This is a genomic window from Usitatibacter rugosus, assembly GCF_013003965.1.
Classification (GTDB): Bacteria; Pseudomonadota; Gammaproteobacteria; order Burkholderiales; family Usitatibacteraceae; genus Usitatibacter; species Usitatibacter rugosus.
Map to the genome: position 1 here is coordinate 1,322,535 of NZ_CP053069.1, position 25,834 is coordinate 1,348,368.

26 protein-coding genes are annotated in these 25,834 nt (G+C 66.9%); 10 read left to right on the plus strand and 16 right to left on the minus strand.

The genetic code is table 11. The features are described 5' to 3' along the window. The first annotated feature begins 36 nt into the window (after positions 1-36). Positions 37-222: a DUF3460 family protein gene (locus DSM104443_RS06620; protein ID WP_171090624.1), complete on the plus strand. Its 186-nt coding sequence runs from the start codon at positions 37-39 to the stop codon at positions 220-222. 12 nt (positions 223-234) lie between these two features. Here the strand turns inward: DSM104443_RS06620 and serB are convergent, their stop codons facing one another. From serB to DSM104443_RS06650, 6 genes are all read right to left on the minus strand, one after another. Beyond that, complete coding sequence (gene serB / locus DSM104443_RS06625; protein ID WP_171090626.1) at positions 235-1,080, minus strand: phosphoserine phosphatase SerB; 846 nt, start codon at positions 1,078-1,080, stop codon at positions 235-237. Continuing rightward, a complete protein-coding gene (gene mfd, locus DSM104443_RS06630) occupies positions 1,077-4,457 on the minus strand; it encodes a transcription-repair coupling factor (protein ID WP_171090628.1) in 3,381 nt (1,126 codons plus the stop codon). The genes serB and mfd overlap by 4 nt, the downstream gene beginning before the upstream one ends. Continuing rightward, entirely contained in the window at positions 4,454-5,968 is a 1,515-nt protein-coding gene (locus DSM104443_RS06635) for a fumarate hydratase (protein ID WP_171090631.1), read from the minus strand. Before DSM104443_RS06635 ends, mfd begins: the two co-directional genes overlap by 4 nt. 9 nt (positions 5,969-5,977) lie before the next feature. Further along, positions 5,978-6,586 (minus strand): YqhA family protein, encoded by a 609-nt coding sequence (locus DSM104443_RS06640; RefSeq protein WP_171090633.1) that lies wholly within the window; start codon positions 6,584-6,586, stop codon positions 5,978-5,980. Positions 6,587-6,653: 67 nt separating this feature from the next. After that, positions 6,654-8,312, minus strand: coding sequence for an acetate--CoA ligase (locus DSM104443_RS06645; RefSeq protein ID WP_171090635.1), 1,659 nt, complete (start codon positions 8,310-8,312; stop codon positions 6,654-6,656). After that, positions 8,309-9,445 (minus strand): HpcH/HpaI aldolase/citrate lyase family protein, encoded by a 1,137-nt coding sequence (locus tag DSM104443_RS06650; RefSeq protein ID WP_171090636.1) that lies wholly within the window; start codon positions 9,443-9,445, stop codon positions 8,309-8,311. The genes DSM104443_RS06645 and DSM104443_RS06650 overlap by 4 nt, the downstream gene beginning before the upstream one ends. Positions 9,446-9,643: 198 nt before the next feature. On the opposite strand from DSM104443_RS06650, the gene acs reads away from it, so the two are divergent. The 5 genes from acs to DSM104443_RS06675 are packed head-to-tail and all read left to right on the plus strand — an operon-like array spanning position 9,644 to position 15,612. Continuing rightward, complete coding sequence (gene acs / locus DSM104443_RS06655) at positions 9,644-11,614, plus strand: acetate--CoA ligase (RefSeq protein ID WP_171090638.1); 1,971 nt, start codon at positions 9,644-9,646, stop codon at positions 11,612-11,614. Positions 11,615-11,641: 27 nt separating this feature from the next. After that, positions 11,642-11,839 carry a hypothetical protein gene (locus DSM104443_RS06660; protein WP_171090640.1) on the plus strand — a complete coding sequence of 66 codons (198 nt, stop codon included), beginning with the start codon at positions 11,642-11,644 and terminating at the stop codon, positions 11,837-11,839. A gap of 7 nt (positions 11,840-11,846) precedes the next feature. Beyond that, on the plus strand, positions 11,847-14,582 hold the full coding sequence (locus tag DSM104443_RS06665; protein ID WP_171090642.1) for a sensor histidine kinase: 2,736 nt from the start codon (positions 11,847-11,849) through the stop codon (positions 14,580-14,582). Further along, positions 14,564-14,962, plus strand: a complete 399-nt coding sequence (locus tag DSM104443_RS06670; RefSeq protein ID WP_171090644.1) for a response regulator transcription factor — start codon at positions 14,564-14,566, stop codon at positions 14,960-14,962. The genes DSM104443_RS06665 and DSM104443_RS06670 overlap by 19 nt, the downstream gene beginning before the upstream one ends. After that, entirely contained in the window at positions 14,959-15,612 is a 654-nt protein-coding gene (locus tag DSM104443_RS06675) for a response regulator transcription factor (RefSeq protein ID WP_212757004.1), read from the plus strand. Before DSM104443_RS06670 ends, DSM104443_RS06675 begins: the two co-directional genes overlap by 4 nt. On the opposite strand, the gene DSM104443_RS06680 is transcribed toward DSM104443_RS06675, so the two are convergent. The 6 genes from DSM104443_RS06680 to DSM104443_RS06705 form a co-directional block, all read right to left on the minus strand. Further along, a complete protein-coding gene (locus tag DSM104443_RS06680; RefSeq protein ID WP_171090646.1) occupies positions 15,593-15,886 on the minus strand; it encodes a hypothetical protein in 294 nt (97 codons plus the stop codon). The genes DSM104443_RS06675 and DSM104443_RS06680 overlap by 20 nt on opposite strands. Positions 15,887-15,888: 2 nt before the next feature. Then, the gene (locus DSM104443_RS06685) at positions 15,889-16,437 is read right to left on the minus strand and encodes a tetratricopeptide repeat protein (RefSeq protein ID WP_171090648.1); all 549 of its coding nucleotides are present in this window, start codon (positions 16,435-16,437) and stop codon (positions 15,889-15,891) included. Between the two features lie 5 nt (positions 16,438-16,442). After that, positions 16,443-16,763, minus strand: a complete 321-nt coding sequence (locus DSM104443_RS06690) for a hypothetical protein (RefSeq protein ID WP_171090651.1) — start codon at positions 16,761-16,763, stop codon at positions 16,443-16,445. A gap of 104 nt (positions 16,764-16,867) precedes the next feature. Then, on the minus strand, positions 16,868-18,934 hold the full coding sequence (locus DSM104443_RS06695) for a VC_2705 family sodium/solute symporter (protein ID WP_246232545.1): 2,067 nt from the start codon (positions 18,932-18,934) through the stop codon (positions 16,868-16,870). Continuing rightward, positions 18,931-19,197, minus strand: coding sequence for a DUF4212 domain-containing protein (locus tag DSM104443_RS06700; RefSeq protein ID WP_171090653.1), 267 nt, complete (start codon positions 19,195-19,197; stop codon positions 18,931-18,933). Before DSM104443_RS06700 ends, DSM104443_RS06695 begins: the two co-directional genes overlap by 4 nt. Before the next feature lie 152 nt (positions 19,198-19,349). Continuing rightward, positions 19,350-19,856 (minus strand): hypothetical protein, encoded by a 507-nt coding sequence (locus DSM104443_RS06705; protein WP_171090655.1) that lies wholly within the window; start codon positions 19,854-19,856, stop codon positions 19,350-19,352. A gap of 167 nt (positions 19,857-20,023) precedes the next feature. On the opposite strand from DSM104443_RS06705, the gene DSM104443_RS21725 reads away from it, so the two are divergent. Together DSM104443_RS21725 and lptG are read left to right on the plus strand one after the other, a co-directional pair. Then, positions 20,024-20,509 carry a hypothetical protein gene (locus DSM104443_RS21725; RefSeq protein ID WP_212757006.1) on the plus strand — a complete coding sequence of 162 codons (486 nt, stop codon included), beginning with the start codon at positions 20,024-20,026 and terminating at the stop codon, positions 20,507-20,509. Then, positions 20,510-21,577 carry an LPS export ABC transporter permease LptG gene (lptG, locus tag DSM104443_RS06710; protein WP_212757008.1) on the plus strand — a complete coding sequence of 356 codons (1,068 nt, stop codon included), beginning with the start codon at positions 20,510-20,512 and terminating at the stop codon, positions 21,575-21,577. On the opposite strand, the gene DSM104443_RS06715 is transcribed toward lptG, so the two are convergent. Genes DSM104443_RS06715 through DSM104443_RS06730 form a run of 4 tightly spaced genes read right to left on the minus strand, consistent with a single transcriptional unit; the run spans position 21,574 to position 23,397 of the window. Then, entirely contained in the window at positions 21,574-22,014 is a 441-nt protein-coding gene (locus tag DSM104443_RS06715) for an RDD family protein (protein ID WP_171090657.1), read from the minus strand. The genes lptG and DSM104443_RS06715 overlap by 4 nt on opposite strands. Further along, entirely contained in the window at positions 22,011-22,490 is a 480-nt protein-coding gene (locus DSM104443_RS06720; protein ID WP_171090659.1) for a DUF3106 domain-containing protein, read from the minus strand. Before DSM104443_RS06720 ends, DSM104443_RS06715 begins: the two co-directional genes overlap by 4 nt. Next, the gene (locus DSM104443_RS06725) at positions 22,469-22,837 is read right to left on the minus strand and encodes a DUF3619 family protein (protein ID WP_171090661.1); all 369 of its coding nucleotides are present in this window, start codon (positions 22,835-22,837) and stop codon (positions 22,469-22,471) included. The genes DSM104443_RS06720 and DSM104443_RS06725 overlap by 22 nt, the downstream gene beginning before the upstream one ends. Then, positions 22,834-23,397, minus strand: coding sequence for an RNA polymerase sigma factor (locus DSM104443_RS06730; RefSeq protein ID WP_171096271.1), 564 nt, complete (start codon positions 23,395-23,397; stop codon positions 22,834-22,836). The genes DSM104443_RS06725 and DSM104443_RS06730 overlap by 4 nt, the downstream gene beginning before the upstream one ends. A 165-nt stretch (positions 23,398-23,562) precedes the next feature. On the opposite strand from DSM104443_RS06730, the gene DSM104443_RS06735 reads away from it, so the two are divergent. Next, positions 23,563-25,314: an acetolactate synthase 3 catalytic subunit gene (locus tag DSM104443_RS06735; RefSeq protein ID WP_171090662.1), complete on the plus strand. Its 1,752-nt coding sequence runs from the start codon at positions 23,563-23,565 to the stop codon at positions 25,312-25,314. Positions 25,315-25,316: 2 nt separating this feature from the next. Continuing rightward, positions 25,317-25,808, plus strand: coding sequence for an acetolactate synthase small subunit (gene ilvN, locus DSM104443_RS06740; RefSeq protein ID WP_171090664.1), 492 nt, complete (start codon positions 25,317-25,319; stop codon positions 25,806-25,808). Positions 25,809-25,834 lie beyond the last annotated feature (26 nt).

The following is a 25,834-nucleotide window of genomic DNA, read 5'->3' on the forward strand; positions in this document are numbered from 1 at the left end:
CATTATCGCCGAATCGATCAACGGTCCTCCCGAGCCATGTACGAATCCGAAGCCACGAAGTTCCTCAAGGAATTGCTCGCCCACAATCCGCAGCTGGAGGAGCAGCGTCGCAAGCTCCGTGCCACCTGGTGGGACCGCCCGCAGGACCTCGAGACCGCCCGGGAGCGGCGCGAGTCGGATTCGCCCGCCTCGTCGTACGTCTACTTTCCCCACCCGAAGTAGCACCGCCCGGGATCACGTCCCGGGAAACAAGCCCAGCACGCCGTCCAGCCCCACGAAGTCGAGGGCGTAGGTGGCTTGCGCCTTCACCACCGCCTTCGCGTGATAGGCGATGCTGGTCCCGGCTTCGGCCATCATCGGCAGGTCGTTGGCGCCGTCGCCGATCGCGAGGATACGGTCGCGCGGCAGCGTGAGCGAAGCCGCGACGCGTGCCACATGGGCGGCCTTGCCGCGCGCATCGACCAGCGGGCCGGTGGTCGTTCCGGCGAGCTTGCCGCCTTCGATCACCAGCACGTTGGAATAGGCGTGATCGAGCGAGAGGCGATCGCGCACGCGGTCGGTGAAATAGGTGAAGCCGCCGGAGACGAGCAACGTGGTGACGCCCGCGGCGCGAGCGGCGGCGATGAGCTTCTCGGCGCCCGGGTTGAAGCGCAGGCGCTCGTCGTACACGCGGCGGAGAACCGACTCTTCGAGGCCGGCCAATTGGGCCACACGCTGGCGCAGGCTCTCCGGCCAGTCGATCTCGCCGCGCATCGCCGCGGCCGTGACGGCGGCCACCTCCGCCTTGCGGCCGGCGAAGTCGGCGATCTCGTCGATGCACTCGATCGAGATCAGCGTCGAATCCATGTCCATCGCGAGCAGGCCGAAGTCGGCGAGCTTGCGGCCCGCGGGCACGAAGGCCCAGTCGAGCTTCGCTTCGGCGCAATGCTCGGCCACCGCTGTACGCGTCGCAGGATCCGCCCCCGTGATGCGGAAGGCCTCGCCCGCGCGCTGGATGAAATCCCCATGCGCGATCGCGTGCAGCCGCTTGAGATCCGGCGTGGGGACGTCTTCGCCCTGGATCACGAGGTCGGTCGTCATGCGAGCTTCTTCAGGAACTGGCGGACCTCGCCGGCGCGGGCCTTGAGGTCGTCGTGCTTCATGTCGATGCGCACGCGGTCCGGACCCGGAAGCTTGTACGTGCGGTCCGACTGCACGAGCTTGAGGACCTTGCGCGCATCGATCGGAGGCTCGGCCATGAACTGCACCACGATGCCGGAGGGGGCGGCGTCGATCTTGGTCACGCCGAGGGGAGCGCCCTGGACGCGCAGCCGATGCGCCTCGAGGAGCGTGCGGGTCGGATCCGGCAGCGGGCCGAAGCGGTCGACCAGCTCCTCGGTGAGGCGGCCGAGGTCCTCGTCGCTGTTGCAGTTGGCGAGACGCTTGTAGAGCACGAGGCGCTCGTGGACATCCGGGCAATACACCTCCGGGAGCAACGCGGGCGTGTGCAGGTTCACCTCGGTAGCCACGTTGAGCGGCTGCGAGAGGTCGGGCTCCTTGCCGGCCTTGAGCGACTTCACCGCGGTATCGAGCATCTCGGTGTAGAGCGCGAAGCCGACGTCGTGGATGCCGCCCGACTGCGAATCGCCCAGCACCTCGCCGGCCCCGCGGATCTCGAGGTCGTGCATCGCGAGGTAGAAGCCGGCGCCGAGGTCTTCCATCATCTGGATCGCCTCCAAGCGCTTCTTCGCGTTGGCGTTCAGCGCTTCCTCGGGCGGCGTGAGCAGGTAGGCATACGCCTGGTGGTGCGAGCGGCCGACGCGGCCCCGCAGCTGGTGGAGCTGCGCCAGGCCCATGCGATCGGCACGGTTGATGAGGATCGTGTTCGCCGTGGGCACGTCGATGCCGGTCTCGATGATGGTCGAGCACAGCAGCACGTTGCTGCGCTGGTGGTAGAAGTCGCGCATCACGCCTTCGAGGTCGCGCTCGCGCATCTGGCCGTGCGCCACCGAGATGCGCGCCTCGGGCAGCAACTCCTCGAGATCGGCCCTCGCATTCTCGATCGTCGAGACCTCGTTGTGCAGGTAATAGGCCTGGCCGCCGCGCTTCAGCTCCCGCAGCACCGCTTCGCGCACGATGCCCTTCGAGTAGCGGTTCACGAACGTCTTGATCGCCAGGCGGCGCTGGGGCGCGGTGGCGATCACGGAGAAATCGCGCAGCCCTTCCAGCGACATCGCGAGCGTGCGCGGGATGGGAGTGGCGGTGAGCGTCAGCACGTCGACCTCGGAGCGCAGCTTCTTCAGCTGCTCCTTCTGGCGCACGCCGAAGCGATGCTCCTCGTCGATGATCACGAGCCCCAGGTTCTTGAACACGACGTCGCTCTGGATCAGCTTGTGCGTGCCGATCGCGATGTCGATGCCGCCGCTGGCAAGCCCCGCCACCGCCGCGTCGATCTCCTTCGCGTTGCGGAAGCGCGAGAGCTCGGCGATCTTCACCGGGAACTGCGAGAAGCGGTCGCTGAAGTTGCCGAAGTGCTGCTCGGCCAGGAGCGTCGTGGGCACGAGGATGGCAACCTGCTTTCCGGCAGCGACCGCGACGAACGCCGCGCGCATCGCGACCTCGGTCTTGCCGAAGCCCACGTCGCCGCACACGAGCCGGTCCATCGGCTTGCCGCTCGTCATGTCCTTCACCGTGGCCTCGATGGCCGCGGCCTGGTCGGGCGTCTCCTCGAACTCGAAGCCCGCCGAGAACGCCTCGAAGTCCTTCGCCGAGAGCGGGAAGGCATAGCCCTGGCGCGCAGCCCTCTTGGCGTAGAGGTCGAGCAGCTCCGCCGCCGTGTCACGCACCTGCTTCGCGGCGCGCCGCTTGGCCTTGTCCCACTGGCCGCTGCCGAGGCGATGCAGCGGCGCCTGGTCCGGTGCGGCGCCGGTGTAGCGGCTGATCACGTGCAACTGCGACACCGGCACGTAGAGCTTGTCGCCGCCTTCGTATTCGAGGTGCAGGAACTCGGTAGGCCCTTCGCCGAGGTCCATCGTGACCAGGCCGTGATAGCGGCCGATGCCGTGCTGGCTGTGGACGACGGGGTCTCCCGCCTTCACCTCGGCGAGATCGCGCACCATCCCCTCGGCGCTCGAACGCGCGCGCGCATCGCGCCTTCGCGCCTGGCGCACCTGGCCGGGATAGAGCTCGGCCTCGGTGAGGATCGCGATGTTCTCCCCCGGAACCTGGAAGCCCGCGGCAACCGGGCCATAGGTGAGTGCGAGGGGGTGGGCGGAATGGCGGAAGCGGTCCCAGTCGTCGACCAGCGCCGGATGGAAATCGTGCTCGCCGAAGAACTGCGACAGCGTCTCGCGCCGGCCGGGGCCTTCGGCGACGATGAGCACGCGTCCGTCGAAACCATCCACGTAGGCTTTCAAGGCCCGCAGCGGTTCGACCGAGCGGCGGTCGACGTCGAGGCGCGGAAGACCTTGCTGCGCGGCCTCGTCGCCCAGCGCGGCCTTCACGTCGTAGCGATCGAACTCCGCGAGGCCCACGAAAAGGTCCTCGACCGGGAGGTAGAGCTCGCGCGGCTCGAGCAGGGGACGGTCCGCATCGCCGCGCAGGAGCTCGTAGCGCGACTTGAGATCCTTCCAGAAGGCCTCGCCCGCCTGCGACACCGGGCCGTGCAGCACGAAGGCCGTGTCGTCGGGGACGTAGTCGAAGATCGTCGCGGTCGCCTCGAAGAAGAGCGGCAGGTAGCCTTCCACGCCGGCGGGTGCCAGGCCGCTCGAGACATCCTTGTAGATGCGCGATCGCGTCGGGTCGCGCTCGAAGCGCTCGCGGAACGCGTCACGGAATTTCGCGCGGCCGGTCTCGTCGAGCGGGAACTCGCGCGCGGGCAGCATGCGGATCGAAGGCACCGGGTAGATCGATCGCTGCGTGTCCACATCGAAAGTGCGGATGGTCTCGATCTCGTCGCCGAGGAGGTCGATGCGGTAAGGAATCGCGCTGCCCGCGGGGAAGAGGTCGATCAACCCGCCGCGGATGCAGAACTCTCCCGGGGACATCACCTGCTGCACGTGCGCGTAGCCGGCGGTGACGAGCTGGTCGCGCAGCGCGTTGAGGTCGAGCTTCTCCTTCTGCTTCAGGTCGAAGGTGCGGCCCGCGAGGTAGGCCTTGGGCGCCAGGCGCTGCAGCGCGGTGGTCACCGGCGCGATGGCTACGTCGAACGCCCCTGCGGCCAGTTGCCAAAGCGTCGCAAGGCGCTCGGAGACGAGATCGGGGTGCGGCGAGAACTGGTCGTAGGGAAGGATCTCCCAGTCCGGCAGGCGGTGCACGCGCAGGTGGGGATCGAACCACGCGATCTCCGCGCGCAGGCGCTCGGCGTCGAGGGCGGAGGCGGCGAGGACCAGCAGCGGACGGCGTTCACGCGCGAGACGCGCGAGGTGGAGCGCGTCAGAGCTTCCCGTGGCGGCGACGGGAGGGTGTTGCGCCGTCAAACCACCGCGACGGGGATCTTGCCGATCTTGGCTCTCCACTCCGCCGGCCCGCTCTTGTGTACCGCGTTGCCGGTGGAATCCACGGCCACCGTGACCGGCATGTCCTTCACCTCGAACTCGCGGATGGCTTCCATGCCGAGGTCCTCGAACGCGATGAGCTTCGAGCCCTTGATGGCCTTGGAGACGAGGTACGCCGCGCCGCCGACGGCAATGCAATACACCGCGCCGTGCTTCTTGATCGACGCGGTGGCCGCTTCCTTGCGCTCGCTCTTGCCCACCATGCCGATGAGACCGGTCTGCGCCAGCATCGGTTCAACGAACTTGTCCATGCGCGAGCTGGTCGTGGGGCCCGCGGGGCCGACCACCTCGTCGCGAACCGCATCGACGGGGCCCACGTAATAGATGAACCGGTTGGTGAAGTCGACGGGCATCTTCTCGCCCTTGTCGAGCATCTCGACCAGCCGCTTGTGCGCCGCGTCGCGGCCGGTGAGCAGCTTGCCGTTCAGCAGCAGGCGGTCGCCGGCCTTCCACGTGGCGATCTCGGCCTTGTCCAGGGTGTCGAGGTTCACGCGCTTGCTCTTCGACGTGTCGAACGCGAGCTTCGGCCACGCGTCGAGCGAGGGGGGCTCCAACTTGGCGGGGCCCGAGCCATCGAGCACGAAGTGCACGTGGCGCGTGGCGGCGCAGTTGGGCAGGAGCGCCACGGGCTTCGACGCGGCGTGCGTCGGGTAGTCCGTGACCTTCACGTCGAGCACGGTGGTCAGGCCGCCCAGGCCCTGGGCGCCGATGCCGAGCGCGTTCACCTTCTCGTAGAGCTCGAGGCGCAGCTCTTCGCTGCGCGTCTTCGGTCCGCGAGCCTTCAGCTCATGGATGTTGAGCGGCTCCATCATCGCCCACTTGGCCATCAGCATCGCCTTCTCAGGCGAGCCGCCGATGCCGAGCGAGAGCATGCCGGGCGGGCACCAGTCCGCGCCCATCGTCGGCACCTGCTGCAGCACCCAGTCGACGATGTTGTCGGAGGGCAGCAGCATCGCGAACTTCGACTTGTTCTCCGAGCCGCCGCCCTTCGCGGCGACGACCACGTCGACCGTGTTGCCCGGGACGAGCTCGACGTGCGTGACCGACGGCGTGTTGTCGCCCGTGCTCTTCCGCTTGCCGTCCGGATCCGCGAGCATCGAGGCGCGCAGCGGGTTGTCCTTGTCGGTGTAGGCGCGGCGAACGCCTTCGTCCACCAGCTCCTGCAGCGATTTCTTCGTGTCCCAGCGGACATCCATGCCGACCTTGATGAAAGCGATCGCGATGCCCGTGTCCTGGCACATCGGGCGCCGGCCCTCCGCTGCCATGCGCGAGTTGATGAGGATCTGCGCCATCGCATCCTTCGCGGCGGGAGACTCCTCGCGCTCGTAGGCCTCCACGAGCGGCAAGATGTAATCCATCGGGTGATAGCAGCTGATGAACTGGAAGCCGTCGGCGACGGACTGGATGAAGTCTTCTTCGCGGATCGTGGTCATGGCGGGCCTCTAATGCTTGGCTGGCTTGTCGGGGGAGGGACCGTGCGGCATCAGGCGGTCGGATGCGGCGATCGCCAGCGCCGAGAACAGGAAGACGAGGTGGATGCCGACCTGGGCGATGATCACGCGGTCGGGATAGTGCGCGGCGTTGATGAACGTCTTCAGCAGGTGGATCGACGAGATGCCGATGATGGCCGTCGCGAGCTTCACCTTCAGCACCGAGGCGTTCACCGACGAGAGCCACTCCGGCTGGTCCGGATGGTTCTGCAGACCCATGCGCGAGACGAAGGTCTCGTAGCCGCCGACGATCACCATGATGAGCAGGTTGGAGATCATCACCACGTCGATCAGGCCCAGCACCACGAGCATCAGCACCGTCTCGTTGGGCTTGGCGGCGCGCTGGCCGCCTTCCACCGTGACCGCATCGAGCACGTGGGTGAGCGAGTCGGCGTTGCCGAAGGTCGCCATCACGAGGTGGAAGAGCTCCTGCCAGAAGACCCAGACGTAGATCCCCTGGGCGACGATCAGGCCGAGATAGAGCGGCAGCTGCAGCCACCGGCTCATGAAGATCAGGTTGGGGAGGGGCTTCAGGGGCTGGAAGGGCTTTTGTTCGTTCATTGTGTGCGCCAAAAAATGGAAAACACCCGGAAGCGTCATGTTCCGGGCGTGAGGTTGCGGCGGGATGTCAGGCGGAGGAGCGCGAAACGGCGATCGAAGGCGTGATTTCCCGACGCAGAATCTTACCATTGCGGGTGCGGGGAAAATCCCGGGCGAGATAGACCGCCTTGGGTGCCTTGTACGCGGCGAGATGCTCGCGGCCATAGGCGAGCAGCGCTTCCGGCGCGACCTTCGCTCCGGGGTGGGGAATCACGTACGCGACCACGAGGAGCTTGTCGGCTCCGGCCTGCTCGCCGACACAGGCGCAATCCGCGACATCCGGGTGGCCCTTCAGGACGCGCTCGACCTCGTACGGAGAGACGCGATAGCCGAAGCTCTTGATGATGTCGTCGCGCCGGCCGAGGAACCACAGGTAGCCGTCCTCGTCGTGGCGTGCGTAGTCGCCGGTGAGGAACCAGCCGGCGCGGCGCGACTGCGCCGTCTCCTCCGGCCGGTTCCAGTAGCCGATGAACAGGCCCGGATCTGTGTCCGGGACGCAGATCATCCCCTCTTCCCCCTCCTTCACCCGCTTCATCGTCGCCGGATCGAGCAACGCGATGTCGTGCCCCGGCTGCGCGAAGCCCGCGCTGCCCGGACGGATCGGCCGCTGCTTGCCCTGCGACAAGTAGTAGCTGAACTCGCTCATGCCCACGGCCTCGTAGATGTCGAGGCCGAAGCGCGCCTTCCACTGGCCGAAGACCTCGTCGGACAGGTGCTCGCCGGCGCTCATGCAATGGCGAAGCGTCGGCACGTCGGCTTTCCCGAACTCGGTCTTCTGCAGGATCTGGCGGTAGATCGTCGGCACGCCGATGAAGATGGTGGCGCCGTGCTTCGCGATGAGGCGCGGCCACGTGGCGGCGTCGTTGCGGCCCTCGTGGGCGATGACGGTCTTGCCGCGGTAGAGCGGATCCATCAGCGCGGAGCCGAGGACGTAGGTCCAGTTGAACTTGCCCGAATGGACGATCCTGTCGACAGGGGCGCCCTCGCCGTCGCCCGCGAAAGGGAACCAATACGTCGATGCCGGCGAGCGGCCGATGAGCGACCGGTGCGCGTGGAGCACGCCCTTCGGAAATCCCGTCGTGCCCGAGGTGTAGACGAGGTAGGCGGGATCGTCGGCGCGCGTGGGCTCGGACGGCTCCCAGCTTTCGATGCGCTCCAGCGCCGGGTCGAGATCCACCGATTCGATGCCGGCCACGTGCGTGACCGCGCCGGCACCCGAGAGCAGGGCGAAGCGAAGGCCCGAGCCGGCGAGCCGCGGTCCCAGCGTTTGCCAGGCCGCCTTGTCGACGACGATCGCCGCGGCGCCCGAATCGCGCGCGAGGAAGAGCACCTCGTCGGCCGTGAGCAGCGTCGAGGTCGGCACCGCGATCGCGGCGCGCTTCAGGCTGCCGAGGAAGGCGGTGGGATAGTCGATCGCGTTGGGCAGCCGGATCAGCACGCGCTCGCCCGCGCCCACGCAGAGGTGGCGAAGCAGCTGCGCGAAACGGCTGGTGCGCTCGGCGAGCTCCGCATACGTGATCGTGCTCGTGCCGAGCGCGTCGTCCTCGACGATCATCGCGGCGCGACCGGCCGCGGGCGTTTCGAGGTGAGCATCGGTACAGGCAACGCCGATGTTGAGGAATTCCGGCACCTGCCACTTCCACGGCGGGAAGGGCGCGGGCCGCGCGGTTTCGCGAACGGCGTTCAAAGGATGACCCCGTACGGCCAGTTCTCGCGTACGACCTGCGCGGGGAGGCGCTTCAGCACATCGATGGCGAAGGCGGTGTCCGCATCCGAGAGCGCGTGCAAGGCGTGGGCGCGCAGCAGCGTCTGCAGCGCCTTGCCGAACATCGGCGGGTCGAGCATCTCGCCGTTGAACTTGATGGCCCCGCCCAGCAGCGCGTCGGCCTCGATGGCCGCGGCGAGGATCGCCATCTTGGTCTTGATCTCGGAGGGCGAAGGCGTGAACGCGACCTTGCACGGGTGGATGTGCGAGGGATGGATCACCTGCTTGCCGGAAAGGCCCATCGAGGCCTCGGCGAGCGCGTGGTTGTAGACGACGCGCGACTCCTCGTCGCCGTGGAGGTCCAGCCAGCGGCGGACGTCGTCGGATTCCACGCAGGCCTCGGGCATCGTCGACTGCCCGATCAGCGTCTCGACCGCGCCGATCACGCCCTTGCCCGCGATGCGCGCCTCGAAGAGGATGTCGTGCAGGTAGAACTTGAGCTCCTCGATCCAGTTCCTCGGCGTGATGTGGATGCCCATCGCCTTGGAGAAATCGTGGATGCCGAAGACGACGTGCTTCACCGTCGGGTACTGCATGAGGTCGGGCGCGATCTTGAGCGACTTCGGATGCTCGATGATCGGCTGGATGGTGATGTTTCCGTTCAGGCCCACGAGCACGGCGGAAAGGTCGCGAATCTCCGGCGAGCCGTAGGCCTCGCCCGCCTTCGCCAGCATGACCACGTCGAAGCAACCGGCGAGGTCGCGGATCATCTGCAGGTCCTTCTCGTACTCCTCCGTGCGGAACGGGTTGATGCGGACCGCGATCTGCACCTGCTTCTTCCGCGCGAGGCCCGGGAGCTCCCGGCGCAGCAGCTCGCGGCTCATCTCCTTCTGCCGGCACCCGTCCTCGAGGTCGAACAGCAGCGTGTGGGCGGTGGTGTGGCACGCGTGCTTCTTGAAGCGCTGGGCCGCCTGGTCCAGGTCCTCGTAGATGCCGAGGGAGGGCGCGTACTTCACCGGTGGGTAGTAGATCTGGATGCCGGGCCAGTAGTCGCCCAGGAGGGCGGCGCTTTCGCGGTCGGGCGTGAGGCGGGAGGTGGCGAGGGGGGCGTTCATGGCGGTTCCGGTCGGGGGACGCGACGCCAAGCTAGCACCCCGTGTTGCGCTGCGTCAATAGGTCTTATATAAGATATGGGACTTGGGGCCAAACCCCGGGTTTTCCCTCGGTGACTGGGGCGCAACCACCGGGGCCCTGTGCTATAAATCGGACAAAACACGTCGTCCTTTCCGAACGACTCCCCGAGGAGAAGATTCATGTCGTCGACCATCGAGTCGGTCCTGCAGGAAACCCGCGCCTTTCCGCCGCCCGAAGCCTTCGTGAAGCAGGCCAACATCTCGGGCATGGCCGCCTACGAGGCGATGTGCAACGAGGCCGAGCGCGATTTCGAGGGCTTCTGGGCCAGGCTCGCGCGCGAGAACCTGCTCTGGCACAAGCCGTTCACCAGGATCCTGGACGAGTCGAATGCCCCGTTCTTCAAGTGGTTCGAAGACGGCGAGCTGAACGCCTCCTACAACTGCCTCGACCGGCACCTGAAGACGCAGCCCGACAAGATCGCGATCGTCTTCGAGGCGGACGACGGCAAGGTGACCCACGTCACCTACCGCCAGCTCTACGAGAAGGTCTGCCAGTTCGCCAACGGCCTGAAGAAGCGCGGCATCGCGAAGGGTGATCGGGTCCTCATCTACATGCCGATGTCCGTGGAGGCGATCGTCGCCATGCAGGCCTGCGCGCGCATCGGGGCCACCCATTCCGTCGTGTTCGGGGGCTTCTCCGCGAAGAGCGTGCAGGAGCGCATCGTGGATGCGGGCGCGGTCGCGGTGATCACGGCCGACGGCCAGTTCCGCGGCGGCAAGGAGATCCCGCTCAAGCCCGCCATCGACGAGGCGCTCGCCATGGGCGGCTGCGAGGCGATCAAGAGCGTGGTCGTCTACAAGCGCACCGGCACCAGCATTCCCATGACCGCGCCGCGCGACGCCTGGTGGAGCGACGTGGTCGCCGGCCAGCCCACGGACTGCGAGCCCACCTGGGTCGGCGCCGAGCACCCGCTCTTCATCCTCTATACCTCCGGCTCGACCGGCAAGCCCAAGGGCGTGCAGCACTCGACGGGCGGCTACCTGCTGCACGCGATGATCACGATGAAGTGGGTCTTTGACATCAAGCCCAAGGACATCTTCTGGTGCACGGCCGACGTGGGCTGGGTCACGGGCCACACCTACATCGCCTACGGCCCGCTCGCGGTCGGCACCACCCAGGTGGTGTTCGAGGGCGTGCCGACGTATCCGGATGCCGGGCGCTTCTGGAAGATGATCCAGGACCACAAGGTCAACATCTTCTACACGGCGCCCACGGCCATCCGTTCGCTGATCAAGGCGGGGGGCGACCTTCCGAAGAACTACGACCTGAAGAGCCTTCGCATCCTCGGTTCCGTGGGCGAGCCGATCAACCCCGAGGCGTGGCGCTGGTACTACGAGACGGTGGGAGGCAGCCGCTGCCCGATCGTCGACACGTGGTGGCAGACCGAGACCGGCGGCCACATGATCACGCCGCTGCCGGGCGTGCATGCGCTGAAGCCCGGCTCCTGCCAGGCGCCGCTGCCGGGCGTGATCGCCGACATCGTCGACGAGACCGGCCACTCGGTGGGCAACGGCAAGGGCGGGATCCTCGTGATCAAGAAGCCCTGGCCCTCGATGATCCGCACCATCTGGGGCGACCCGGAGCGCTTCAAGAAGAGCTATTTCCCCGAGGACTTCCAGGGCAAGTACTACCTCGCGGGCGACGGCGCCACCAAGGACGAGAAGGGCAACATCACCATCATGGGCCGCATCGACGACGTGCTGAACGTCTCGGGGCATCGCCTGGGCACGATGGAGATCGAGTCGGCGCTGGTCTCCAACTCGAAGCTCGTGGCCGAGGCCGCGGTGGTAGGCCGCCCCGATGACCTTACCGGGGAAGCGGTGGTCGCATTCGTCGTGACCAAGGGTCCGCGCCCGAGCGGCGAGGAAGCCAAGGCGATGGCCAACGAGCTCCGCGCCTGGGTTGCGAAGGAGATCGGGTCGATCGCCAAGCCGAAGGACATCCGCTTCGGCGACAACCTGCCCAAGACGCGCTCCGGCAAGATCATGCGCCGGCTGCTGCGCTCGATCGCGAAGGGCGAGGCGATCACGCAGGACGTCTCGACGCTGGAGAACCCGGCCATCCTCGACCAGCTGAAGCAGAACCTGTAGGCGCCTGGCGCCGCGGAGAGCCGACCGATGAAGCGTCCCGGCCGCCGCGGCACCCAGCTGGCCTGCCTGTTCCTGCTGGGCTGCGTGCTGTTCAACTTCCCGCTGCTGGCGATCTTCAACGTGCCGGTGCGGATCCTCGGCATCCCGGTCCTCTATGCGTACATGTTCGCGGCCTGGCTGCTGCTCATCGTGTTGCTGGCCGTCGTGATGGAACGGAAGGACTGAAGCGGCCATGCTCGAAGGCTGGGTGATCGTCAGCGCGTCGTTCGCGTATATCGGCTTGCTCTTCGCCATCGCGTACTACGCCGACCAGCGCGCCGATGCCGGGCGCTCGGTGATCGCGAACCCGTGGATCTACAGCCTGTCGCTCGCGGTGTACGCGACGGCGTGGACTTTCTACGGGAGCGTCGGGCGCGCGGCGAGCGACGGCGTGGGCTTCCTGCCGATCTACATCGGCCCCACGCTGATGATCGTGCTGTGGTGGCTGGTGGTGCGGAAGATGATCCGCATCGCGAAGCTGAACCGCACGACCTCGCTCGCGGACTTCGTCGCCGCGCGCTACGGGCGCAGCGCCCTCATCGGCGGGCTGGTCACGGTGATCGCCGTGATCGGCATCCTTCCCTATATCTCGCTCCAGCTGAAGGCGATCTCCACCAGCTTCCAGATCCTGCTCGAGTACCCGCAGATCGTGATGCCGCAGAAGGCCGGCACCGTGAGCGTGATGCAGGACACGGCTTTCTACGTGGCGCTCTTCCTCGCGATGTTCACCATCGCCTTCGGCACCCGACAGCTGGACGCCGCCGAGCGCCACGAGGGCATGGTCGCCGCGATCGCGTTCGAATCGATCGTGAAGCTGGTGGCGTTCCTCGCCGTGGGGGTCTACGTCACGTTCGTGATGTACGAAGGCCCGGGAGACATCTTCGGCCGCGCCGCGGAGCGGCCCGATCTCGCCGCGCTGATGGCGCCCTTCGGCGAGGCGGCGGGCGGCTACGCCTCGTGGGTGTGGCTCACGGTGCTCTCGATGATGGCGATCATGTTCCTGCCGCGCCAGTTCCAAGTAGCAGTGATCGAGAACGTCGATGAGCAGCACGTGAAGCGCGCGATGTGGGTGTTCCCGCTCTACATGCTCGCGATCAACCTCTTCGTGCTGCCGATCGCGGTCGGCGGCCTGCTGCACTTTCCGAGCGGGGTCGATGCCGACACGTTCGTGCTCACGCTGCCGATGGCGCGCGGCAACGAGGCGCTGGCGCTGCTGGTGTTCATCGGCGGGCTCTCGGCAGCCACGGGGATGGTGATCGTGGAGACGATCGCGCTCTCGACCATGGTCTGCAACGACCTCGTGATGCCGGTGGTGCTGCGGCTGCGCAAGTTCCGCGTCACGGCGGGCGACCTCTCGTCGTTGCTGCTGGACATCCGCCGCACGGCGATCGTCGCGATCCTGATGATGGGCTACTTCTATTATTTGCTCGCGGGCGAGGCGTACGCGCTCGTGTCCATCGGGCTGATCTCGTTCTCGGCGGTCGCGCAGTTCGGCCCGGTGATCATCGGGGGCCTCTTCTGGAAGGGTGCGACGCGCGCCGGGGCGCTTGCCGGCCTCACCGCGGGCTTCCTGGTGTGGACGTACACGCTGCTGCTTCCGGCGTTCGCGAAATCGGGCTGGCTCGGTTTCGGCCTCGAGTTCCTCGACCAGGGCCCCTTCAGGATCGATCTCCTGCGGCCGACGCAGCTCTTCGGGCTCGCGGGGCTGGACCAGATCACCCACGCGATGATCTGGAGCTTCATCGCCAACATCGGCCTCTACGTGGGCGTCTCCGTGCTCGGGCGCCAGAGCGCCGCGGAGCATGCGCAGGCCACGATGTTCGTCGACGTCTACAAGCAGACGGGCGAGCGCGGCGTGCAGTGGCGCGGCACGGCTTCGGCCTCCTCGCTGCAGACGCTCCTCGGACGGTTCCAGGGGCCGGCGCGCGCCGCCGAGCTCTTCAGCGCCTACGCGCGCGAGCGGGGATTGAAGAGCGTGGACGAGCTCGAAGGCGATTCGGAGCTGGTCCGCCACGCCGAGCTGCAGCTCGCGGGGACGATCGGCACGGCCTCGGCGCGGGCGATGGTGGCCACGGTCGCCCAGGAGGATCCGCTCGGCATCGACGAGGTCATGACGATCCTCGACGAGGCGTCGCAGGTGATCGCGTACAGCCACCGCCTCGAGGACCAGCAGCGCGAGCTGGAAGCGGCCACGAGCGAGCTCAAGGCCGCGAATGAGCGCCTGAAGGAGCTCGACCGGATGAAGGACGACTTCATCTCGACCGTGACGCACGAGCTGCGCACGCCGCTCACCTCGATCCGCGCGTTCTCGGAGATCCTCCACGACAATCCCGACCTCGACGGCGCCGAGCGCCAGCGCTTCCTCGGCCTCGTGATCAAGGAGTCCGAGCGCCTCACGCGCCTCATCAACCAGGTGCTGGACCTCGCGAAGATCGAGTCCGGCCACGCGCTGTGGAACACCGGGGAGCTGGACCTGCGCGAAGTGGTCGTCGACGCCGTCAATGCGACGAGCCCGCTGTTCCGCTCGAAGGGCGTGTCGATCGAGACGGCGATGCCCGCGCTCGTCCCTTCCGTGGTCGCCGACCGCGACCGTTTGACGCAGGTGCTCCTGAACCTTCTCTCGAACGCGGTGAAGTTCTGCCCCGCCGGCACCGGACGCGTGGAGGTGAGGCTCGAGGCCGACGGCGGCGGCGTGCGCGTCGACGTGCGCGACAACGGACCGGGCATCAGCCCCGAGCACCAGGCGATGATCTTCGAGAAGTTCCGCCAGGTCGGCGACACGCTCACCCAGAAGCCTTCGGGCACCGGCCTCGGGCTCTCGATCTGCCGGCGCATCATCGGCCACTTCGGCGGCCGCCTGTGGGTCGAGAGCGCACCCGGCCGCGGCTCCGTCTTCTCCTTCGTGCTGCCATGCCCCAGCGCATCCTGATCGCCGAAGATGAGGAGAGCATCGTGACCTCGCTCGAATTCCTCATGCGGCGCGACGGCTTCGACACCTGTACGGCCGCGGATGGCCGCGAGGCGCTGGAGCGGCTGGCCGACTTCCATCCGGACCTGGTGATCCTCGACCTCATGCTGCCGTTCAAGAGCGGCCTGGAGGTTTGCGCGGAGATCCGCGCGCGGCCCGAATGGCGCGGGACCCGCGTGCTCATGCTGACCGCCCGCGGCGGCTCGAGCGACGAAGGGCTGCAGGCCGGCGCCGACGACTACCTCACGAAGCCGTTCGCGACGCGCGAGCTGGTGGCGCGCGTTCGCGCGTTGCTCGGGCTGGCCGATCGCGCGGCGCTTCGCCCGGAGGCCGGACCGTGATCGCCGATCCGCGCGCAGCCGGGCAGGACACCGAGCCGATCGTCTACGTGATCGACGACGACGAGTCGATCCGCGAGCTGCTCACCTGGCTCATGAAGCGCGAGAAGCTGCGCGTCGAGGCGTTCGGCAATGCCCAGAGCTTCCTCAAGGCATGGCGGCCGAACCAGCCCGGCTGCCTGGTGCTCGACCTCTTCATGCCGGGCATGAGCGGGCTCGACCTCCAGCAGTACCTGAACGCGCACGAGGTGGAGGTGCCGGTGATCTTCCTGTCCGGCCGCGCCGACGTATCGCGGGCCGTCGAGGCGGTGAAGAGCGGCGCCTTCGATTTCGTCGAGAAGCCGTTCGACTACAAGCGCATCGTGGCCCTGGTGCGCGAGTGCCTCGAGCGCGACTCGCGGCTGCGCTCGGAGCGCGAGCAACGGCGCATGCTCGCCGATCGCGTCGCGGCGCTCACGCAGCGCGAGCGGGAGGTCATGGACCGCGTGGTGGCCGGACAGCTGAACCGCGTCATCGCCGAGGAGCTCGACATCAGCATCAAGACCGTCGAGGCCCACCGCTCGCACATCATGGAGAAGCTCGGCGTGAGCTCGCTCGCGGAGCTGGTGCAAGCCGTGCTCGAGGCGAAGCGCGTCAGGCCGGCGGCGCGCTAGCCTGAAGGTAGTAGTGGACCTTGGCCGCGAGGACCACCACCCAAAGCACGCACAGGAAGAAGAAGCTCACGAACGCCACGTGGCCGTCCACGATGAAGCGCGGCGTGATGAATCGCGTCGCCTTCCATATGGGCCGGTTCACGGTGGCGAAGATCTTATAGACGATGTTGCGCTCGCGGGTGGCCCCGGCGAACACGAAGAGGATGCCCTGCGCGATGTGCGAGAGCAGGAGGACTTCGAGGAGCCCTTTGAGGATGATGATCGCGAGCAGCATGGTCAGGCCGAGGATTCCTGGGTGAGGCGGTGGGCCATTTTCGGGTCGAACCGGTCGAGGTGGGCAATGGTCGCGGCGAGCTTCTCCGGCTCGCCGATCGTGTAGTAGGCCATGCCCAGCGCATACCAGGCGTGCGGGTTCATCGGCTGGAGCTGGGCCGCTTTCTCGAGGGCCAATGCCGCCTGCTCGTGCTGCCCGCGATGGGCACGGGCGAGCCCGAGGCCGTACCACGCGCGGTCGAGCGCGGGATTCAACGCCACGGCTTGCTCGAACGCTTCGATGGCCGGCTCGTACTGGCGGAGCCGGTCGTGGATGAATCCGAGGTCGAAGAGCACCACGGCGTCCTTGGGTTTGATCTCGAGCGCGCGGCGAAAGGCCTTCAGCGCGAGCTCGTCCTTGCCCAGGAGCCCGTGCGCGTAGCCCAGGCTGGTGGCCGCACGATGAAAGTCCGGATCGACGCGCAATGCCGCTTCCAGGCCCTCCACCGCGCGCGCGGGCTTGTTGACCAGGAGGAAGAAGCGCGCGCGGGCGTAGTGCCGCCAGCGTTCCATGTCCATCAGTTGAACGTGACCTCCGCGACCTTGAGCTTGCCGGCGGGGTCGCGCTTGAACACGAGGATGGTTTCGGGGTCGGGTGTGTTCATGTTGTCCGGATCGAAGGTCTTCTTCTTGTAGATCCATTTCACGCGATCCGGGCTGCTCGGGTCAATGGAGGCGGGCTTGCCGATGTCCGCGACGATCTCGTCCTCGGTCTTGTCGAGCACGCGTCCGGTGAACATGCCGCGAGGGTGCCCGGAATCGGAGCAAGCGGCGAGGAAGGCGATGAAGGTGAGCGCGCCGAGGAGGCGGGCCAGCCAGGAGGGCATCGTGGGATTCATGACTGCGGTCCTTGGATTCTGGGGATGGGATGAAGGCGAGCCGCCCGCGCAAAGACAAGGCCCGCTTGCGCGGGCCTTGTCGGTTCGGCGGCCGGACCCGGGGGTCAGGTGGCTTGCGTGTTGATGTCGCCGCCCAGCTGCGGGTAGCGGACGTGCTCGACCAGCTCCTGGACTTCACGGCTGGGCTCCGGCGTGAGCAGGCTCACCACGATGATCGTGATGATGCCCACCGGCACGCCGAACATCCCGGCCGAGATCGGCGCCAGGTTGAACCACTGGTTGGCGGCCACGCCGCCGAAGAACGGGTACGTCTGCACCATGTAGTACATGCAGAGCCCGAGCCCGGCGATCATGCCCGTGATGGCGCCCCACTTGTTCGCGCGCTTCCAGAACACGCCCAGCACCAGCGCCGGGAAGAACGCGGAGGCGGCCAGCGAGAACGCGGCGCCGACCAGGAACAGGATGTCTCCTGGCTTCAGTGATGTCACGTAGGCCGCGACCAACGCGACCACCAGCAGCAGGACTTTCGACACCGTGACGCGGCGAGTGGTCGTCGCATTGGGGTCGATCATCTTGTAGTAGAGGTCATGCGACAACGCGTTGGCGATCGTGAGCAGCAGGCCGTCGGCGGTGGAGAGCGCCGCCGCGAGGCCGCCGGCCGCGACCAGGCCGGACACCACGTACGGCAATCCCGCGATTTCCGGAGTCGCCAGCACGATGATGTCGCCGCCCAGGACGATCTCGGCGAGCTGCACGATGCCGTCCTTGTTGATGTCGACGATCGACAGCAGCGATGGATCGACCCTCGCCCAGTTCGAAGCCCAGGCTGGAAGGCTGGCGAAGTTGCTTCCGACCAGGAAGTAATACACGTCGTACTTGGCGAGCACGGCGAGGGCGGGAGCGGTGAAGTACAGCAGGAAGATGAAGAAGAGCGACCACGTCACCGACTGCCGCGCCTGCTTCACGCTGGGCGTCGTGTAGTAGCGCATCAGGATGTGCGGAAGTGCCGCCGTGCCGAACATCATGCAGAACACGATGCCGATGAAGTTGAGCCGCGCGATGTCCTGCGCCTTCTCGTCCTTGCCCGGGAACGGCTGGGCATGCGGACGCGGAGGTGCTGCCCTCGAGGCCAGCCCTTTCTCGCGCGTCCACGCCGCCTTCGCCGCGTTGGCATCCTTGGGGAAGTCGTTCACGGCCTTCTCGGCAGCGGCCACTTCGTCCACCGTGCCGTTGGCGGCCTTCACGTCGGCGAGCTTCTTGGCGAGCGCGGCCTTCTCCGTGTCGTATGAGGCGGGCAGCGCCTTCAGCTTGGCGTCGGCTGCATCCGAACGCGCCTTGAAGATGCCGCGCACCTCGATCTCCTTCGGATCGTTGGTGAGGACCTTCTCGCGCTCCGTGACCTTCTGCAGGACCTGGCCGTACGCGATCTGCGGGATCGGGTTGCCGGTGTGCTTCATCGACAGCCAGACCACCGGCGTGAGGTACGCGATGATGAGGATGATGTACTGCGCCACCTGGGTCCACGTGACCGCACGCATCCCGCCCAGGAACGAGCAGACGAGGATGCCGCCCAGGCCCACGAACACGCCGATGCCGAACTCCAGGCCGGTGAACCGGCTGGTGATCAGGCCGACGCCGTAGATCTGCGCCACGACATACGTGAACGAGCAGAGGATGGCCGCGAAGATGCCGATGCTGCGGACGATGTTCCCGCCGTAGCGCTCACCGAGGAAGTCCGGGATGGTGAACTGGCCGAACTTGCGCAGGTATGGCGCGAGGAACAGCGCCACCAGCACGTAGCCGCCGGTCCAGCCCATCACGAACGCCAGGCCGTCGAACCCCGAGAGGAAGAGCGTGCCCGCCATCCCGATGAAGGAGGCGGCGCTCATCCAGTCGGCGCCGGTCGCCATGCCGTTGAACATCGCCGGGACGCGGCGTCCCGCCACGTAGTACTCGGCCGCGTCGACGGTGCGGCTCATGATGCCGATGCCGGCATAGAGCGCGATCGTCGCGAAGAGGAACGCATAGCCGATCAAGCGGCGCGACATTCCCATCTGCTCGGCTATGGCAAGCGCGAACAGGAAGACGAGGAAGCCGACCGTGTAGAACGTGTAGTACTTGCGCAGCTGGTTGAAGAAGGCCCTGTTGGCCGAAATGATTGCCTGGTTCACGAGTCGTCTCCTTCATCGACGCCGTACTCCACGTCGAGGCGGTTCATGTACCACGCGTAGATTCCGATCAGCACGACGTAGATCGCGAGCGATCCCTGTGCCGACATGTAGAAGCCGAGCGGGAAGCCGAAGAAGGTGACGCCGTTGAGCTCCCGGGCGTACCAGGCTTCGACGAACGTGACGACGAACCAGATGAACAGCAGGATGGCGGTGATGACGAGGTTCTTGCGCCAGTACTCGCGGTGCTTTTCCGTGAGTTGCATTGCTCCTCCTCCATTTATTTATTGTCGGTCTCCAGCCGAGGCCGGGCCTTATTACCGCGGAGATCGTAGTCTTCCTGACGCGAACCTGACAATTAGGGTAAACCCTTGACCCCAAAGGGCCCCGGGAAGGGCTGGAAGGGGTTCCGGACGCCCTAGAGGCCCAGCGACCGGGCGAAATCCTCGGCTTTCCTGGCGCCGACGGACGCGACCAGGGCCTGGTGGACCTTGCGAGCCTCGGCCAGGAACGCCTCGCGGGTAGGGGCGGCTTCGAGCCTCAGCGCGAGCGCCTCGCCGCCCGGTCCCATCAGCCGGTCGACCTGACTCACGGCGCTGCGCTTCAGGGCCTCGAGTGGCAGTGACGACGGCGACACCGGCGCAGGTGCAGGGGCGCGGGGGGTGGTGCTCCGCGGGTACGCAGGGCGCGACGGCTCGGCGAATTCCGGGCCGTCCGTGGGCTCGACGAAGCCTTCGGCCGAGAGCGATTCGAGCAGCTCCAGCGCGTTGTCGAGATGCGCGACCTTGGCGGCGAGCGATTCGGCGTCCGCCTGGCCGTCGACCACGATCAGCACCATGCGGCGGCGTGCGTCGAGCCGGTGTGTGCGCTTCGCAATCTCGTCGCGGCCTTTTTCCGTCTTCCGGAAGACCGACTTCGGATTCATCCCGTCTCCTCCGATGAGGTGGGTGGATGTGCGGACCATGGTAACCGGCGCTAAACCCTTGAGCTATTGCGTGTTGTGAAAGAGAATCGGCCTGTCCCCATCCAGTTGCGGCGAGGCTGCCCAGACGGCCCGCCGTGTCCCACGTCCCTTTCCCGGAGGGCGCACGCATGGCAGCTGCTGATGTCTATCGAAAGACCGAACGGGGCCAGGCGGAGATCGCGAGCCGCAAGCTGAAGCTGAGCCCGCGGCTGCGGACGATGCTGATCCTGATCGACGGGACCCAACCCGAGCTGCTGGTGAAGGAAGAGGGCGAGAAGGTGGGCGCTCCGGAAGATTTCCTCGACCAGCTGGTGGAGATGGGCCTGGTCGAGAAGGCGGGACGTGCCGCGATTCCCGCGGCGGCCGGCGAAGCGCCGATCGCACCGTTGGCGAATGAATTCGAGCGGTTCAGAGCCGCCAAGGACCTGATGAACGTGACGATCGTCGATGCACTGGGCTTGAAGTCGTTCTTCTTCACCATGAAGCTGGAGCGGGCCGGCACCATCGCGGACCTTCGGGCGCTGGCCGAGCCGTACCGGCAGGCTATCGCGAAGGCCGACGGCGAGGCCGCGGCCGATGTGCTCGCGCGCCACCTGAACGAAATGCTGCGCTAGGTGCTCTTCCGCTACTTCGCGCGGGAGATCCTGCTCACCAGCCTGCTGGTCCTGGCCGCACTCCTTTCGCTCTTCTTCTTCTTCGACCTGATCCGCGAGCTGGACGACCTCGGCCGCGGCAACTACCGGCTGACGGCGATGCTGGGCTATGTCGCGCTCTCGCTGCCGTCGCACGCCTACGTGCTGCTGCCCGCCGCGGCGCTCATCGGCACGCTCTTCGCGCTGGCGCGCATGTCGGAGCAATCCGAGCTCACCGTGATGCGTTCGGCGGGGCTGTCGCTCTCGCAGCTCGCGCTGCACGTGGCGGGCGCGGGGCTCGTGGTGGCGGTGGCGACCTTCGCCGCGGGCGAGTTCGTGGCGCCGCACACCGAGGAGGCGGCCAAGGGGCTGCGCCTCAAGGCCACGAAGTCGATCGTCGCGCGCGAGTTCCGCTCGGGCTTCTGGGTGAAGGACGACCTGTCGTTCGTGAACATCCAGGACGTGACGCCCGACACCACGCTGCTCAACCTGCGCATCTACGAATTCGACAAGTCCCACAAGCTGGCCTCGATCAGCCGCGCGGATTCCGGCGCCTACGACGGGCCGAACCGCTGGAAGCTCACGAACGTGGAGGTCACGCGCTTCGAAGGCGACAACGCGGTTCTGAAGCGCGTGCCGGAGATGACGTGGAGCTCGGTGCTCACGCCCGACATCCTCTCGGTGCTGAAGATCGTCCCGGAGCGGATGTCGGTGGTGAACCTGCGCGCCTACATCGACCACCTGCGCGACAACAAGCAGAACACGATCCGCTACGAGATCGCCTTCTGGACGAAGCTGCTCTACCCGCTGGCCGCGGTGGTGATGATGATCCTCGCGATTCCCTTCGCGCTCACGTCGGCGCGCACGGGCGGCGTGGGCGGGCGGATCGTGCTCGGCATCCTGCTCGGCCTGGGGTTCCACTTCGCCGGGCGGCTCTTCTCGCACATCGGCCTGTTGAACGAATGGCCGGCCTTCCTCTCCGCGGGGCTGCCGACGCTGATCTTCATGGCGGTGGCCGCGGGCGGGCTGGTGCGCGCCGAGCGGCGCTAGGAGCCCCGGAGGGTCTCGACGGGGACGAGGGCGGTTCCGGCGAGCCGGTCGTGGAGGAACTGCCGGTCGCGGTCGAAGAAGGCCCACGCGAATCCGAGGCCGGCCGCCGCGAGCCCCAGCAACGCGAGGAAGTAGCGGTGGAGCGCACGCCCCGGCCCGATGACGCCGCCGTCGTCGCGGACCAGCTTGATGCGCCAGGTCTTCATGGCGAGCGTTTGCCCGCCACGGGTCCAGAACCCGACCAGGTACGCACCGACCACGAAGAGGACCCAGGCCTGCAGCAGGTGGCGGCGCCAGCCCGTGGTGGCGTCGCCGAAGAGGGCGATGAAGGGAAAGGTCGCGATGAGGATCACGGCGCTCACGATGAGGAGCTCGTAGAGGCCCGAGGCGAGGCGGCGCGCCACGCCGGGCGCGCGAAGCCCGGGGGAAGCGCTCACGGGCCCGGCTTCTGCGGGCGGGGCTGCGCTTGCTGCATTTGCGGCGCCGGCTGCTGTTGCAGTTGCGGCGCCTGCTGCTGCTGCGGAGCGCCGCCGCCGGATTCGCGCTTCTGCAGCCAGCGCTCCCGAAGCTCATGCTGCTTTTCGGGCGGGAGCTTGCGCATGCCCTGGAAGGATTCGCGGGCGGCCTTGCGCTGGTCCGGCGACATGTTGGCCCAGCCCTGGATGCGGTCGCGGAAGCGCTCCTGCTGGATCGGCTGCATCTTGGGGTACTGCTTGGCCGCCGATTGCAGGCGTTGCTGCTGGTAGCCGGGCAGGCGGTCCCATTCCTCGGCGAGCGGGGAGAGGACCTTCTGGTCCTCCGGCGCGATGCGTTGCCACGGCGTTTGCGGGGTCTTGAGGTCCTTCTCCGAGTTACCCGCGAGGGCAACCCCGGCGAAGGCCAGGGCCGCGATCAGCGCGAGGAGCCGAGCCACGAGCGGAATTCCTGGTCGAGGTACGCGTCCGGGGGCAGCTCCTGGGTGAGGAGCTGGGCGTCGATTTCGCCGAGGTCGACGTCCGTGTCGATCGACTGCACGGTGAGGGCGGCCACCAGGGCCAGCAGCGGGAGGATCATGAGGCCCCGCTGCAGCAGGGTGTAGCGCGCGTTCTCGAGCACGCCGCCGTTCACGGTGGCGAGGCCGAGGATGGACACCGGCTCGCGGTACGCGTCCAGGGCGCGCAGGCGCGCGGCCTTGAGGCGGGTGGCTTCCAGCTCGCCGACCTGGGTGGCCGAGCGATCCAGCCAAGGCTTCAGCTTGGCTGCAAAGTCTTTTTCATTCATAGGGTTATGCCCTTGGCTCGCAATACCTTCGCCAATGCGTGGGTTGCTCGGGAGCAGTGGGTCTTCACGCTGCCTTCCGAACATCCCATGACCTTGGCGGTTTCGCTCACATCGAGTTCCTCCCAGTAACGCAGGAGAAAGGCCTCGCGTTGACGATCCGGCAGTGCCTTTACCGCATCCTCGATAAAAGCCATCACCTCGGCCTGCTCGAACCTTGCGGCGGGCGAGTCGGGGACGTTGCCGACGTCCTCCACGTCGAGCGTGTCGAGCGGGTCGGACTCGTCGTCGCCGCCCGCCCCGAGACTGGACAGCTGGGTCGAATAGGTCCCGCGCACCTTCGCCCGGCGGAAGTGATCGCGGATCGCGTTCTGCAGGATGCGCTGGAACAGCATCGGGAACTCGGTGTGCGGCCGAGCCGAATACTTCTCGGCGAGCTTGAGCATCGCGTCCTGCACGATGTCGAGGGCGGCCGCGTCGTCATGCACGGCGAAGACCGCCTGCTTGAAAGCGCGCCGCTCGACCTGGGCGAGGAAGTCCGACAGCTCCTTTTGCGTAGCCAGTTTGGGGTCTCCGATCCGGTGGGCGCATGGTAGCAAACGGGCCTCGCGCGGCCGCCCGAACGGCCCCACGGATCGCCCCCCTTATTCCAGCTTGACCAATAGGGGGCGAGCCGATAGATTCGTAGGTTCCCCCTGCGAAATCGCTCGATATACAAGGCCTTAGACATGGAACTCCAGCCCACGCCCACGCTCGCGGAAACCGGTGAAACCCTGACGGGCGCCGAAGTCGTCATCCGCAGCCTGGTCGCCGAAGGCGTGGAGTACGTTTTCGGCTATCCGGGCGGGGCGGTCCTCTACATTTACGACGCCCTTGCGCAGCAGGACAAGCTGAAGCACATCCTCGTGCGCCACGAGCAGGGTGCCCTGCACGCGGCCGACGGCTATGCGCGCGCCACGGGCAAGTGCGGCGTGGCCCTCGTCACGAGCGGCCCCGGCGTCACCAACGCGGTCACCGGCATCGCCACCGCGTACATGGATTCCATTCCGATGGTGATCATCTCGGGCCAGGTCCCGACGCGCGCCATCGGCGAGGACGCCTTCCAGGAATGCGACACGGTCGGCATCACGCGGCCGTGCGTGAAGCACAACTTCCTCGTGAAGGACGTGAACGAGCTCGCGATCACGATCAAGAAGGCGTTCTACGTCGCCACCACCGGCCGTCCCGGCCCCGTCCTCGTGGACGTGCCGAAGGACGTGTCGATGCAGCCGACGCGCTTCCACTATCCGGACAAGATCCACATGCGCTCGTACAACCCCGTGGTGAAGGGGCATGCGGGCCAGATCAAGAAGGCGGTGCAGCTGCTGCTGCACGCAAAGCGTCCCATGGTGTACGTGGGCGGCGGTGCGGTGCTCGGCAACGCCTCGGCCGAAGTGGCGGAGCTCGTGCGCAACCTCGGCTTCCCCGTCACGAACACGCTGATGGGCCTGGGCTCCTACCCGGCCACGGACAAGCAGTTCCTCGGCATGCTGGGCATGCACGGCACGGTCGAGGCCAACATGGCGATGCAGAACTGCGATGTGCTGATCGCCGTCGGAGCGCGCTTCGACGACCGCGTGATCGGCAACCCCGAGCACTTCAACGCCGGCAACCCCGCGCGCAAGATCATCCACATCGACGTCGACCCGTCCTCGATCTCCAAGCGCGTGAAGGTCGACGTGCCGATCGTGGGCCACGTGAAGGACGTGCTGCAGGACCTCCTGGCACTCCTGCGCGGCACCAAGGAGCGGCCGGATGCCGCCGCGCTCGCCGACTGGTGGAAGCAGATCGCCGAGTGGCGCTCCAAGGACTGCCTCAAGTACAACCGCAAGTCCGACCTCATCAAGCCGCAGTACGTGGTCGAGAAGCTCTACGAGATCACCAAGGGCGATGCGTTCATCACCTCGGACGTCGGCCAGCACCAGATGTGGGCGGCTCAGTACTACAAGTTCGACAAGCCCCGGCGCTGGATCAACTCCGGCGGCCTGGGAACGATGGGCGTGGGCCTGCCGTACGCGATGGGCGTGAAGCTCGCGTTCCCGGATGCGGATGTCGCCTGCATCACGGGCGAGTCCTCGATCCAGATGTGCATCCAGGAGCTCTCCACCTGCAAGCAGTACCGCCTGCCGGTGAAGGTGGTGAACCTGAACAACCGCTACATGGGCATGGTCCGCCAGTGGCAGGAGTTCTTCCACGGCAACCGCTACAGCGAGTCGTACATGGACGCGCTGCCGGACTTCGTGAAGCTCGCCGAGGCCTATGGCCACGTCGGGATTCGCGTCGACAAGCCGGGCGACGTGGAGGGGGCGCTGCGCGAGGCGTTCAAGATGAAGGACCGCCTGGTCTTCCTCGACGTCATCACCGACCAGACCGAAAACGTCTTTCCGATGGTGCCGGGCGGCAAGGGCATCTCGGAAATGATCCTCTCCGAAGAGCTCTAGCCATGCGCCACATCCTTTCCATCCTCGTGGAGAACGAGGCCGGTGCCCTGTCTCGCGTCGCCGGCCTCTTCTCGGCCCGCGGCTACAACATCGAGACGCTCACCGTGGCTCCCACCGAGGACGCGACGATGTCGCGCATGACGATCGTCACCACCGGCTCCGACGAGGTGGTCGAGCAGATCACCAAGCAGCTGAACAAGCTGGTCGACGTCGTGAAGGTCGTCGACCTCTCCGAGGGCAAGCACATCGAGCGCGAGCTGATGCTCGTGAAGGTGCGCGCCTCGGGCAAGGACCGCGAGGAGATGAAGCGCACCGCCGACATCTTCCGCGGGCGCATCATCGACGTCACCGACAAGTCCTACACGATCGAGCTGACCGGCACCACCGAGAAGCTCGACGCCTTCCTGGAAGCGCTCGACCGCGGCGTCATCCTGGAAACCGTGCGCACCGGCGTATCCGGCATCGGGCGCGGCGAGTGGGTGTTGAAGGCCTAACCCCTCGAATCATCAAACCATCGAAA